General features: G+C 60.6%; 12 protein-coding genes. 5 read left to right on the forward strand and 7 right to left on the reverse strand.

What is annotated here, in order from left to right; genetic code table 11:
• Positions 1 to 123: 123 nt before the first annotated feature.
• From FPT15_RS04080 to FPT15_RS04100, 4 genes are all read left to right on the forward strand, one after another.
• The gene (locus tag FPT15_RS04080) at positions 124 to 1,896 is read left to right on the forward strand and encodes an N-acetylglutaminylglutamine amidotransferase (protein WP_145158746.1); all 1,773 of its coding nucleotides are present in this window, start codon (positions 124 to 126) and stop codon (positions 1,894 to 1,896) included.
• 3 nt (positions 1,897 to 1,899) lie between these two features.
• Positions 1,900 to 3,648, forward strand: coding sequence for an N-acetylglutaminylglutamine synthetase (gene ngg, locus FPT15_RS04085; RefSeq protein WP_145158748.1), 1,749 nt, complete (start codon positions 1,900 to 1,902; stop codon positions 3,646 to 3,648).
• Positions 3,649 to 3,889: 241 nt separating this feature from the next.
• Positions 3,890 to 5,074 carry an osmoprotectant NAGGN system M42 family peptidase gene (locus FPT15_RS04095; RefSeq protein ID WP_145158752.1) on the forward strand — a complete coding sequence of 395 codons (1,185 nt, stop codon included), beginning with the start codon at positions 3,890 to 3,892 and terminating at the stop codon, positions 5,072 to 5,074.
• A gap of 73 nt (positions 5,075 to 5,147) precedes the next feature.
• On the forward strand, positions 5,148 to 5,375 hold the full coding sequence (locus FPT15_RS04100; protein WP_064453367.1) for a YheU family protein: 228 nt from the start codon (positions 5,148 to 5,150) through the stop codon (positions 5,373 to 5,375).
• A gap of 7 nt (positions 5,376 to 5,382) precedes the next feature.
• Here FPT15_RS04100 and csrA read toward each other — a convergent pair whose 3' ends face one another.
• Together csrA and FPT15_RS04110 are read right to left on the reverse strand one after the other, a co-directional pair.
• Entirely contained in the window at positions 5,383 to 5,574 is a 192-nt protein-coding gene (gene csrA, locus FPT15_RS04105) for a carbon storage regulator CsrA (protein WP_145158754.1), read from the reverse strand.
• Between the two features lie 228 nt (positions 5,575 to 5,802).
• On the reverse strand, positions 5,803 to 6,618 hold the full coding sequence (locus FPT15_RS04110; RefSeq protein WP_145158756.1) for an SDR family oxidoreductase: 816 nt from the start codon (positions 6,616 to 6,618) through the stop codon (positions 5,803 to 5,805).
• A gap of 330 nt (positions 6,619 to 6,948) precedes the next feature.
• Between FPT15_RS04110 and FPT15_RS04115 the strand changes: the two genes are divergently transcribed.
• Positions 6,949 to 7,101, forward strand: coding sequence for a DUF3309 family protein (locus tag FPT15_RS04115; protein ID WP_003236711.1), 153 nt, complete (start codon positions 6,949 to 6,951; stop codon positions 7,099 to 7,101).
• Between the two features lie 55 nt (positions 7,102 to 7,156).
• Here FPT15_RS04115 and FPT15_RS04120 read toward each other — a convergent pair whose 3' ends face one another.
• From FPT15_RS04120 to FPT15_RS04140, 5 genes are all read right to left on the reverse strand, one after another.
• Positions 7,157 to 9,244 (reverse strand): LTA synthase family protein, encoded by a 2,088-nt coding sequence (locus FPT15_RS04120; RefSeq protein WP_106576543.1) that lies wholly within the window; start codon positions 9,242 to 9,244, stop codon positions 7,157 to 7,159.
• Positions 9,245 to 9,661: 417 nt separating this feature from the next.
• Entirely contained in the window at positions 9,662 to 9,853 is a 192-nt protein-coding gene (locus tag FPT15_RS04125) for a PLDc N-terminal domain-containing protein (RefSeq protein WP_003172956.1), read from the reverse strand.
• 67 nt (positions 9,854 to 9,920) lie between these two features.
• The gene (locus tag FPT15_RS04130; protein ID WP_145158758.1) at positions 9,921 to 10,451 is read right to left on the reverse strand and encodes a hypothetical protein; all 531 of its coding nucleotides are present in this window, start codon (positions 10,449 to 10,451) and stop codon (positions 9,921 to 9,923) included.
• A gap of 41 nt (positions 10,452 to 10,492) precedes the next feature.
• Positions 10,493 to 11,008, reverse strand: coding sequence for an ankyrin repeat domain-containing protein (locus FPT15_RS04135; protein WP_124418126.1), 516 nt, complete (start codon positions 11,006 to 11,008; stop codon positions 10,493 to 10,495).
• 111 nt (positions 11,009 to 11,119) lie between these two features.
• Positions 11,120 to 12,946 (reverse strand): long-chain-acyl-CoA synthetase, encoded by a 1,827-nt coding sequence (locus tag FPT15_RS04140; protein ID WP_145158760.1) that lies wholly within the window; start codon positions 12,944 to 12,946, stop codon positions 11,120 to 11,122.
• Positions 12,947 to 13,301 lie beyond the last annotated feature (355 nt).

A 13,301-nucleotide genomic window follows, 5' to 3' on the forward strand; every position in this document is an offset into this window, starting at 1 on the left:
CTTTGCCTTATAACGTATTGTTCTAAAACTCCGTGAATCTGCTCGGGTCAGTCTCTGGGTACCCACCCTTTTGGTGCGGTGCCTTTTTTGTCTGTCCCCAACGGAAAAACCGGTAAGGAATATATGTGCGGATTAGCTGGCGAGTTACGTTTTGATCACCAACCTGCCGACCTGGCAGCGGTGGAGCGGATCACCCATCATTTAGCACCACGCGGTCCTGACGCGTGGGGCTTCCATGCCCAAGGGCCGATTGCCCTGGGCCATCGACGCCTGAAAATCATGGACCTGTCGGACGGCTCGGCCCAACCGATGGTCGACGCCCAACTGGGCCTGTCCCTGGCCTTCAATGGCGCGATCTACAACTTCCCGGAATTGCGTCAAGAGCTGGAAGCCCTGGGCTACGCCTTCTATTCCGGTGGTGACACCGAAGTGCTGCTCAAGGGCTACCACGCCTGGGGCGAAGCACTGCTGCCCAAGCTCAATGGCATGTTTGCGTTTGCCATCTGGGAGCGCGACGCGCAGCGCCTGTTCATCGCCCGCGACCGCCTGGGTGTAAAACCTTTGTACCTGTCGCGCACCGGCCAGCGCCTGCGCTTTGCCTCGGCACTGCCGGCGTTGCTCAAGGGCGGTGATATCAACCCGATGCTCGATCCGGTCGCGCTTAATCACTACCTGAACTTCCACGCAGTGGTACCGGCACCGCGCACGTTGCTGGCAGGCGTTGAAAAACTGCCGCCAGCCAGCTGGATGCGCATCGACGCCAACGGCAAGACCGAACAGAAAACCTGGTGGACCTTGCCCTATGGCCCCCATGACGATGAAAAAAACCTGACCTTGGAAGACTGGACCGACCGCGTGCTCGACAGCACCCGCGAAGCCGTGGCCATTCGCCAACGCGCCGCCGTGGATGTCGGTGTGCTGCTCTCCGGCGGTGTCGATTCGAGCATGCTCGTGGGCCTGCTGCGTGAAGTTGGCGTGCAGGACCTGTCGACCTTCTCCATCGGCTTTGAAGACGCCGGCGGCGAGCGCGGCGACGAATTCCAGTATTCGGATCTGATCGCCAAGCACTACGGCACCCGCCACCATCAACTGCGCATCGCCGAAAGTGAGATCATCGAGCAACTGCCCGCCGCGTTCCGTGCCATGAGCGAGCCGATGGTCAGCCACGACTGCATCGCGTTCTACCTGCTGTCGCGGGAAGTGGCCAAGCATTGCAAAGTGGTGCAAAGCGGCCAGGGCGCGGATGAACTCTTCGCCGGTTACCACTGGTACCCGCAAGTGGATGGCGCCAGCGATCCCTATGCCGCCTACCGCGATGCCTTTTTCGACCGCAGCTACGACGACTACGCGGCCACCGTCGCCCCCAAGTGGCTGACCGCCAACGATGCTGCCGGTGACTTTGTGCGTGAGCACTTCGCCATGCCCGGCGCCGACGCCGCCGTGGACAAGGCGCTGCGCCTGGACAGTACGGTGATGCTGGTGGACGACCCGGTCAAACGCGTCGACAACATGACCATGGCCTGGGGCCTGGAAGCACGCACGCCGTTTCTGGACTACCGCCTCGTCGAATTGTCAGCCCGTGTGCCCGGCAAATTCAAATTGCCCGACGGTGGCAAGCAAGTCTTGAAAGAAGCCGCGCGCCGCGTGATCCCGAGTGAGGTCATCGACCGCAAAAAAGGCTACTTCCCGGTGCCGGGCCTCAAGCACTTGCAGGGCGACACCCTGAACTGGGTGCGTGAACTGCTGCTGGACCCGAGCCAGGACCGCGGCCTGTTCAACCCGGCCATGCTCGATCGCCTGCTGACAGACCCGCAAGGCCAACTGACGCCGCTGCGCGGTTCAAAGCTGTGGCAACTGGCGGCGCTGAACCTGTGGCTCAGCGAACAAGGAATCTGATTGATGAAACCTCTTGCAGCGGCTTACAGCCAACGCTTGCTGAAGGGCCAGGCGCCGACCTACGAGCGCCTGCAAGCCCGCCTGGCTGAAGATGGCAGCCCCATGGGCGCCGAACCGATTGCCGTGCATTGTGGTTGGGGCCGATTGTTGATCGGCCATACTTTCCCGGACCCGGCGAGCCTGGCCCAGGAACTGCTCAAGGAACAGCCTGGCGAGCGCGACATCGCCCTGTATGTGGCAGCGCCCCAGCAGATTCTGGGGATTGATCCGCAGCAGTTGTTCCTTGACCCGTCCGACACCCTGCGCCTGTGGTTCAGCGACTATCGCCCCGCTACCCGCGTGTTTCGCGGTTTTCGTATTCGCCGGGTACAGACCGAAGCCGATTGGGCGGCGGTCAACGTGCTCTACCAGGGGCGCGGCATGTTGCCGGTCGACGCTGAACGCCTGACCCCACGCCATCAAGGCGGCCCGGTATATTGGCTGGCCGAAGACGAAGACAGCGGCGCGGTGATCGGCAGCGTGATGGGCCTGAACCATCAGAAAGCCTTTCACGACCCGGAAAACGGCTGCAGCCTGTGGTGCCTGGCGGTTGACCCGCAGTGCACGCGCCCCGGCGTGGGTGAAGTGCTGGTGCGCCACTTGGTGGAGCACTTCATGAGCCGCGGCTTGAGCTACCTCGACCTGTCGGTGCTGCACGATAACCGTCAGGCCAAAAGCCTCTACGCCAAGCTGGGTTTTCGCGCGCTGACCACTTTTGCGATCAAACGCAAAAACGGCATCAACCAGCCGCTGTTTCTCGGCCCGGGCCCGCAGGCCGGGTTCAATCCCTATGCGCGCATCATTGTCGAAGAGGCCCACCGACGTGGCATCGATGTGCACGTGGATGATGCCGATGCCGGCCTGTTCACTCTCAGCCATGGCGGGCGCCGCGTGCGTTGCCGTGAATCATTGAGCGACCTGACCAGCGCCATCAGCATGACCTTGTGCCAGGACAAAAGCCTGACCCACAAAGTGCTCAAAGCCGCCGGCTTGAACCTGCCGTCGCAGCAATTGGCGGGCAGTGCCGACGACAACCTGGAGTTCCTCGACGAACACCAGCGCATCGTGGTCAAGCCGCTGGATGGCGAGCAAGGCCAGGGCGTGGCGGTGGATTTGCAGACCATCGAGGATGTGCAGAAAGCCATCGAAACAGCGCGCCAGTTCGACAGCCGCGTGCTGCTCGAGAGCTTCCATGAAGGCCTCGACCTGCGCATTCTGGTGATCGGTTTTGAAGTGGTTGCCGCCGCGATTCGGCGCCCGGCCGAGGTGACCGGCGACGGCCAGCATTCCATCGGCGCCCTGATCGAAGCCCAAAGCCGTCGTCGCCAAGCGGCCACTGACGGTGAAAGCAAGATCCCGCTGGACGACGAAACCCAACGCACCCTGCACGCCGCCGGTTTTGACTACAGCAGCATCCTGCCGCGTGGCCAGACCCTGGCCGTGCGCCGCACCGCCAACCTGCACACCGGCGGCTGCCTGGAGGACGTCACGGCGATTTTGCACCCCACATTGGTGGACGCTGCCGTGCGCGCGGCGCGTGCGCTGGACATTCCCATGGTCGGCCTGGACCTGCTGGTGCCTGCCGCCGATCAACCTGAGTATGTGTTTATCGAAGCCAACGAACGGGCCGGGCTGGCCAACCATGAACCGCAACCGACGGCGGAGAAGTTTGTGGATTTGCTGTTTCCGCACAGTCAGCCGACCGCCCAATAACCTGTGGCGAGGGCCCGTCGTGGCTAGCGGGCTTGTTGTGGCGAGCGGGCTTGCCCCGCGTTGGGGCGCGAAGCGGCCCTGACCCTGGCACCGCAGTCTTTCAGCCAGAATGCGTTGGCAGGTTTTGGGGCTGCTTCGCAGCCCAACGCGGGGCAAGCCCGCTCGCCACAACAAGCCCACTCACCACAACAGGCCCGTTCGCCACACAAAATCCGCTCGCCCCCATTCATCAGGAGTCTTTATGAGCCGAACCATCCCCGAACCGGATCTCAACTACCTGCAGAAGGTGCTGCTGGAAATGCTCGCCATTCCCAGCCCTACCGGCTTTACCGACACCATCGTGCGTTACGTCGCCGAGCGCCTGGAAGAGCTGGGGATTCCCTTTGAGATGACCCGGCGCGGCACGATTCGCGCCACCCTCAAGGGCCAGAAAAACAGCCCCGACCGCGCCGTCTCGGCCCACTTGGACACCATCGGCGCCGCGGTGCGGGCGATCAAGGACAACGGCCGCCTGACCCTGGCGCCTGTCGGTTGCTGGTCCAGCCGTTTTGCCGAAGGCAGCCGCGTCAGCCTGTTCACCGACAACGGCGTGATCCGTGGCAGCGTGCTGCCGCTGATGGCCTCCGGGCATGCCTTCAACACCGCCGTGGATGAAATGCCGGTAAGTTGGGACCATGTCGAACTGCGCCTGGACGCCTACTGCGCTACCCGCGCCGACTGCGATTCGCTGGGCATCAGCATTGGTGACTACGTGGCGTTTGACCCACTGCCCGAGTTCACCGAAAGCGGCCACATCAGCGCGCGCCATCTGGACGATAAAGCCGGCGTGGCTGCACTGCTCGCCGCGCTCAAGGCGATCATCGACAGCGGCGAACCGTTGCTGATCGACTGTCACCCGCTGTTTACCATCACCGAGGAAACCGGCAGCGGCGCCGCCGCGGCATTGCCTTGGGATGTGAGTGAATTTGTCGGCATCGACATCGCCCCGGTCGCGCCCGGCCAGCATTCGAGTGAACACGCCGTGAGTGTGGCGATGCAGGATTCCGGCGGGCCATACGACTATCACCTGTCCCGGCATTTGTTGCGCCTGGCCTCGGAAAACGACCTGCCCGTGCGTCGCGACCTGTTCCGCTACTACTTCAGCGATGCGCATTCGGCGGTCACCGCCGGGCACGACATTCGCACTGCGCTGCTGGCGTTCGGTTGCGATGCAACCCACGGCTACGAGCGCACGCACATCGACAGCCTGGCCGCATTGAGTCGCCTGCTGAGCGCGTACATCCTCAGCCCGCCGGTATTTGCCAGCGATGCGCAACCGGCCCAGGGTTCGCTCGACCGCTTCAGTCATCAGATCGAACACGAGACGCAGATGGAGAGCGATACGCGAGTGCCATCGGTGGACAGTCTGGTAGGACAGAAGTCCTGAGGCTGGCAACCTGATACTGGCAAGACGGGTCCCGGCGCAGTAGCATCGCCGGGATTCTACCTCTGAGGCTTTTATGCTGATTCCCTACGACGCACTTGAAGTCGACACCCTGACCCGGCTCATCGAAGACTTCGTCACCCGCGACGGCACTGACAATGGCGATGAAACGCCCTTGGAGACCCGCGTGCTGCGCGTGCGCCAGGCGCTGACCAAAGGGCAGGCGCTGATTGTGTTCGACCCTGAAAGCGAGCAATGCCAGTTGATGCTCAAGCACGACGTGCCCAAGCATCTGTTCGATTGAGGAGGTACTAGGGGTTGGTTTCAGGTTGCGCGGCTTGGCGTTCGAGGATTTTCTGATACACCTCGGCGCGGTGCACGTTGACCCCTACCGGTGCCTGGATGCCGAATTTCACCTGGGTTCCGTTCAGCTCGAGGATATGCAAGGCGATGTCATCGCCGATGGAAATGATTTCGCCTACGGCGCGGCTTAAGACCAGCATGGCGGTTGTCCTTTTGGAGTGACAGGACCTTGACCATGCGCGCTCGGAGGGGGTGCGACAATGGCTTGCCACTAAATCAGGCGAGGCCTACGCGGGTTGGTAATTTGCCTGACAGACATCGGCTTCATTGGGCCGGTCGGGTACCTATCCGTTACCGGGTCGCCGCCGGGTAAGGCGCAATCCAGCTGCGCCGCTACCGGAATAACGCATAGGTACACGCCCAACACCTCAGGCCTTGACCGCCTGAGCCTTGGCCCGCATCTTGTCTGCCATGCTGGTCATCTCGTCATACAGCAGCTGCGGATTTTTCTGCTTCAACGCCCAGGCCATGCGCCCTTGCTCGTGCGGCAAAATCATGAATTCGCCCTGTGCCACGCGCTGGTAGATATAGTCGGCAATGTCAGCCGCCGAAATGGGCGAACTCTCCAGCAACTTGCCCACCTGCGCCTTCATCGCCGGCGTCGGCCCACGAAACGAATCCAGCAAGTTGGTCTGGAAAAACGACGGGCACACCACGTGCACGCCAATTTCCTGATGCTTGAGCTCGACCAGCAAACTCTCCGACAACGCCACCACCCCCGCCTTGGCCACGTTGTAATTACTCATGGCCGGGCCCTGCATCAATGCCGCCATCGACGCAATATTGATGATCCGGCCCCTGCTCTTCTCCAACAACGGCAGGAACGCCTTGCAGCCCTTGACCACGCCCATCAGGTTAATCGCGATCTGCCAGTCCCAATCCTCCAGCGACAACTCGGCAAAGAAGCCCCCCGACGCCACACCGGCATTGTTGACGATCACATCGATACCGCCCAATTTCACCTCGCACGCCTGTGCAAAGGCGGTGAGCTGGCTGTAATCACGCACATCGCAGCGCTGCACAAACCCATCACCACCCGCCTCGCGTACCAGTTTGAGCGTTTCCTGCAGGCCCGACTCGCTGACATCCGACAAGGCCAGCTGCCAACCCTCACGGGCCCAGCGCAGCGCGATTTCGCGGCCCAGGCCGGACCCGGCGCCGGTGATCATCATGCGATTTTGCATAGGAAATAAGCCTTGTGGTTCACGTAGGAAGTGACCGGCAGTGTAGCGAAGGTTTTTGCGACACCCACGCACCATCCAATTGATGAATGCCTCGGGCAAACCTGAGGCCCGGTGCGAGGATGGTTTATAGCGTAAGTTCAATAAATTTCAACTAAGCGCACCTGATTGCGAACGCATTAAAAGAAATAAGCAACTTTGCAAAATGCTTTAAAAAAGCAGGGAATTTTCTTTGAAGTGACAGAGTCGGAGTTATTAAGGCGTCCGTAAATAAACCCACGGGCCTGTCGTTAATAACCGGTCTTTTCAGAAGGCCCTATAAGGAAAAAAACCATGAGCCTCATTCTGATCATTATCTTGATCCTGCTGTTGGTCGGCGGCCTGCCGGTGTTCCCGCACTCGCGTAACTGGGGTTATGGCCCGTCGGGTATTCTGGGCGTTGTCCTGGTAGTGCTGGTGGTACTGTTGCTGCTCGGTCGGATATAAATTCCGCACAAAAAAAAGAGGCCTCAATGAGGCCTCTTTTTTTATGCCCGGTTAATTAATCCGGCTTGCCGTCAATCACGCCGGCAGTGTTATCCAACAGGCTCTTGGTGGCCGTTTGCAGGAACGACTCGAGTTTCTGCTTCAGCGCCGCTTCGTCCGGTGACTCGGGAATCACTTTACCGGTCGGGTTCGCGCCCAACTCATATTCCCACAGCTTGGGCGGCATCTCCTTGGGCAGTACCAGAATGCGGTCTGCGGTAACCAGCGCCACCGTCTGATCGCTGCCCGACGGCTTGATCACGCCGAAGCCCTTATCGCCTTCCGGCAGGTTCAGCAGGTCACGGCCCCAGCACTGGTGCAGGGTGTCGCCACCGAGGCGGCCCATGATGGTCGGCACGATGTCGATCTGAGTGCCCACGGTGTGGTCACGCTCGCCGAACTTCTCCTGCATGCCCGGTGCAATCATCAGCATCGGCACGTTGAAGCGGCCCAGGTCCATTTCGGTGATCTGCTGTTCGTTGCCAAAGCCATGGTCGCCCACGATCACGAACAGGGTTTCCTTGAAGTACGGCTCTTTGCGGGCCTTTTCAAAGAACTGGCCCAGGGCCCAGTCGGAGTAACGCATGGCCGTCAAATGCTCGTTGAGGCTGCCACGGTCGGTGACTTTCTCGACCGGCAATGGCGTCGGCAACGCGTACGGCGTGTGGTTGGACAGGGTTTGCAGCAGTGCGTAGAACGGCTTGCCGCCTTCGCGGGCTTTCAACTCTTCCAGGCCACGGTTGAACATGTCCTGGTCGGACACGCCCCACGTCGGGTCGGAGAACACCGGGTTGACGAAGTCATTACGCCCGATGAAGTTGGTCATGCCCTGGTTGCTGAAAAAGCCCGACTGGTTGTCCCAGGCAAAATCGCCGTTGTAAACATACACGTCGTCAAATTTGCGCGCGCTGAGCAACTGCGGCAGGCCCGACAGCTTGTGGCTGCCTTCCGGGGTCTGCATCAGGTATTCGAAACCGGGCAGGTTCGGGAAGCACGCCATGGTGGCAAACATACCCTGGTGGGTGTGCGTGCCATTGGAGAAGAAGCGATCGAACAGCAGGCCTTCCTTGGACAACTTGTCGAAGTACGGCGTGATGTTGCCCGGGCGACCCAGGGCGCCCACCGAGTGACCGGCGAAGCTTTCCATCAGGATGACCACGACGTTCTTGATCGGCAGGGTCTTCTCGGCCGGTGGCGTGTAGTCACGGCGCACGGCGGCGGTGTCGGTATCCACCAGTTTCTCTTGCGGCAGCACCAGCATGTCGCGCACGGTCTGGGTGGCCAGCGGCTGGTCCAGGGTGGCCTTCCAGATGTTGGAGCGTTCCTCGGAAAAGCGCGCCTTGGCCGCAGCGATCAGCGACAGCGTGCCGTTGAGGCCCAACTGGTTGGCGAAGTTCGATTCGGTGGTGTAGACATCCCCCCAACGCAGCGGCGGGCCTTGGCGCAAGGTGCCGCGGATGGCGACTACGGCGATCAACAGGCAGACCACAAACACGGCGATGCGGCTGTACCACGGCGCCACTTGGCGGGTACCGATGCTGCCGCCGCTGAACGGGCCGCGAGGGCGCGTTGCACGGTCGGCACCTTTGAAGGCCATGCTCAGGATCAGCGTGCCCACGGCCCAGGCCAGCAGGTAACGCACCACCGGGAAACCGTACCAGAGCATGCTCATCACGGTTTTCGGGTCTTCCTTTACATACTGGAAGACCAGGCCGTTGAGGCGCTGGTGGAATTCGCGGTAGAAGTCCATTTCCATCAGCCCCAGGAACAGGGCAATGCTGGACGCGACGGTCAGCCACAAACGGAAGAACCCGCGTGCCGCCATCGCGCGTACGCTGAACAAGGCCAGCAGCAGCGGGACCAGCACGTACATCACCAGGCGTATGTCAAAACGCAGCCCGTTGGCGAACGCTTCCAGGAAGGTCGAGGCCGGCGTGTCGAGGATCATCTCGCGGTTGTAGACCAGCAGCGCCAGGCGCAGCAGGGAGAACATCACCATCATGACCAATGCGCAGAGCAGCGTGTACGCCAGATGGGATTTGACGGTCGGTTGCAGCAGGCGATTTGAAGCTCGCTGCTGACTCAGGGCGTCCGGGTTTGCCATGTCGTTTCAGGACCCATTGGAAGTTTAAGTTGCGAAAAAATGCAGTGGCGTCCGTCCCTCGCCCAGGCTGGCTGGGGTAGGCGGTTAACGCGGTGGCGCAAATGGTGCCCGATCAATGGCATCAACGCTATTAATTACTGAACGTGCGCCGCGCTTGTGCCTTTAAGGGCACTCGAGATAGAGCCTTGGCAGCGTGATAAAGCCGGCGAATTGTCTTGGAAAAGATGTGAAAATTTCGTACAGCGAATACTTTCGACACACAAAACTCTAAATACGCTGGAAACGAATGTGGGAGCGGGCTTGCCCGCGATAGCGATGTGTCAGCCCGCACAACTGTGGCTGATAAACCGTTATCGCGGGCAAGCCCGCTCCCACATTGACAGGGCCCACTCAGGATCAGAGCGGGCCCAGGTGTCGTCAGATCCGCACGTTACCGCGTGGCCCGGCGATTGCCCAGATGATCAGGCCCAACACAGGCAGCAACAGGATCAGCAAAATCCACAGCACCTTGGCACCGGTGCTGGCGCCGCTTTTGAACACGTTGATGATCGCCCAGATATCCAGCGCCAGGATGATCAGGCCAATCAAGCCATTAAAAGTGGAACCCATGGTGTCGCTCCTAAGTGAGGGCATGCACTTGTAGGATAGTCAGCCCTGGCAGGGGTTCCGTTTTATTTCAGACGTGAACGGCAACGCGCAGGGCTTCCAGGGACGGCTCAGCCTTGATGCCGACTTCAGCGCACAGTTCCAGCACGCGCGGCAGGTCGTTGCCGTAGACCAGCACCGCCTGAATCTCGTCATCCAGCAACTGACTGAAGTTGAGCAGCACATAGCCACCGTCCTCCGGGCTCAGGGCGCTCATCTGGATCTGGATGCGGTTCAGCGCCGTCAGGTCTTCGGTCTTGGCTAACTGCTTGGGCTTGAGATTAAACGCCACGCCCGGGCCGAACGACGCGACGATCTGTGCAAACAGGTCGCCATAGGTGTCGGCTTGAAACAGCACCGTGTCCGGCAAGCTACCGACCACGACCCACTCACCCAGAGGAATCGGGAAAGTGTCGTCGTAGTTGATATCCGGGTTGGCCGTCAGGAAAGCGGCAGGGTCCGCGTAGGCCTGGGCCGCTTCCTCGGCAATGCGTGCCACTTCGTCCTCGCCCATGACGCCGGCGCTGATTTTGCTGATGAGTTCGACGAGGGCGGTTTGCATGGGAAGGTCCTGTGGCGAGCTGGTTTTTGAGGGCGCGTAGCCTACACCAGTTTTTGCAACTGCGCCGCCGTATCCGCCGCGCCCATGGTGTGCGCCGCCGCCAGTGCCGTCGCACCCTGAGCATCGGTGGCCTTGGGGTTGGCACCCTGGCCGAGCAGGTAGTCGAGCATTTCGACACGGTTGAACATCGCGGCCATCATCAACGCCGTGCGGCCGTCCGAGGAGGCGCCGTCCACCGGCGCGCCGCCGTCGATCAGCGCCTTGACCACGGGCAGGTTGCCCTTGAACGCCGCACCGGCCATCGGCAGTTGGTTCTTGTCGTTGGCGATCAGCGGGTCGGCCTTGAACTCCAGCAGCACTTTCACCGCGTCGGCGTGACCGTGATAGGCCGCGAGCATGAGCAAGGTGTCGCCATTGTGATTGCGCAGGTTAGGCGGCAAGCCTTTGGCCAGCAGTGCGGCGAGCATGGCGGCATCGCCTTTGCGGGCCACGTCGAAGACCTGCTCGGCAAATTCAGCGGCTTCGTCTTCGGTCATTTGTTTAGGCTGGTCTGACATGTGGGGCTCCTTGTCTGGTTGCTTTATAGGCGCCCAGTGTCGCGATGGAGTTCCCCACTGTCATGGCTTTTTTGCCAAAAGCGGTCATAGGCAGAATCAATAGCGCTGCTTTCAATAACGGAAATGCCCGCCCTGAATCTGCGCCAACAAGTCGCCGGTGACCGGCACATAGCAATCCGAGCCCGGCAGCCACGCATACACAGGGTCATTGCCGGCCTTGCCCGGGTCGAAGGCCTCCTCTTTGAGACGCACTTTCTGATACTTGAAGGTGCCGGTGGTTTCCATCTTCACCTTGATCCGCAGGAACAACGGCACCGCGTAATGCGGCAACTGGCCGTGGGCGAATTGCAGCAATTCACGCATGTCCAGCGAGGCCAGGGATTCACTTGGCGTGATGGCGACCATGCCGGCGCGGCCATTGGTGTTTTCGATCTCGACGCCGTAGGCGACCACTTCGGCGATCTGCGGATGTTGCAGCAGCACGTTCTCCACTTCGGTGGTCGAGACGTTTTCGCCCTTCCAGCGATAGGTATCGCCCAGGCGATCGACAAATTGCGCATGACCGAAGCCGATGCTGCGCAACAAGTCGCCGGTATTGAAATAGCGGTCGCCCTTCTCGAACACGTCGGTCAACACCACCTTGCGGTTCTTTTCCGGGTCGGTGTAGCCGTCGAACGGTGACTTTTCATCGATCCTGGCGAGTAACAACCCCTGCCCGCCCGTTTGCACCTTGCGCATGAAGCCGTCGCTGCCACGCACCGGTTCACCGCTGTCGTTGCTGTAGTCCACCAGCGCCCAGTGCTGCAGGCAAAAGCCGATGGTGTTGTCGAAATTCAGCACGTTGGTGAATCCGATGTTGCCGTCACTGGCGGCATACAGTTCGCAAACATGCTCAACGCCATAACGTTGCTTGAACTGCGCCCACACGCCGGGACGCAGGCCATTGCCGACCATCTTGGTCACGCGGTTATCGAGATCCTGGGCGCTGGCGGGCTGATCGAGCAGGTAGCGGCACAACTCACCGACATAGCCCAGGGTGGTTGCGTTGAATTTGCGCGCATCGTCCCAGAACTGGCTGGCACTGAATTTACGCCGGATGGCAAAGCCCGAGGCCCCGACAATCGCCGAGCCCCAGCACACGCACAGGCCGGTGGCGTGGTACAGCGGCAAGGTGCAATAGAGGACGTCATCCGGGCCCATGTCCAGCGCGATGCTGCCGAAGCTGACGGCGGTTTTGGTCCAGCGCCCGTGCTTCATGATGCCGGCCTTGGGCAAGCCCGTGGTGCCGGAGGTGTAGATATAGAAGCAGGGGTCGTTGAAGAACACTTGTCCGGTACTGGCGGGGTTTTCCACCGAGCCGTCGGCACTGGCGGCCATCAGGTCGGTATAGCCTTCAGGAGGCGTGCTTGAATGCTGATCGGCGACAAACCAGGTCCTGTGCGCGGCGATTGCCACGTGCTCACGCACAGTCGTGTAGGCCGCCACCAACTCTGCGCCCACCACGATTGCCACCGGGCTCACCAGATTCAGGCTGTGCACCAGCGTTGCCTGGGTTTGCGACGTATTGAGCATTGCGCAAATGCCACCCAGCTTGGCTACGGCCAACACGCTCAACAGCAGTTCAGGGCGGTTTTCGATGAACAACGCGACCACATCCCCCTTGCCGATGCCCTGCTCGTGCAGGTGATGGGCAATGCGGTTGGCACGCTGGTTGGCTTGGGCGTAGCTGAGCACACTGTCGCCATATAACAGCGCCGCGCCATCAGGGTTACGAGAGGTGGCCTGTTCGAATTGCCATCCCAGGCCGCAGGGCTGGCTGGGATCGGTGACGTTCGCGGCGCGCATGCCGCGTACCACGCGTGGCAGGGCCCGAACTATCGCCGGCACCTTACGCAGTAGCTTGCCCCAGGTGATCATGTCGTCGTGCGGGTGGCTCATGGCGGAACGTCCTTTTTCTTATTCTTCGTATGATCCAGACACAGCCTCGGCCCTGTAGGAAGAGGTCGAATGCCTTGCAGGAAAATACGCCTGCCATTCTTCGGCTGTACATGTGGGATTTGAAAAGTTTTGTATCCCGTACCGCCCAGCATGAAATAGGGAATTGCGCGGCGCCGATGCGGTCATTAACTGTAACGGGGAGCGAAATGCCCGGCCCCGATAACGCAAAATGCAGGATGCACGATGGCCTTTCATGCAAATTGCACGAAAGTGAAAAACCTATAAAATTTTAACCTACTGATTTATAACGATTTTTTAGACAGTCCAATACTGGCACAATCACTGCACCTATCAC

Source organism: Pseudomonas sp. RGB, assembly GCF_007713445.1.
GTDB lineage: Bacteria > Pseudomonadota > Gammaproteobacteria > Pseudomonadales > Pseudomonadaceae > Aquipseudomonas.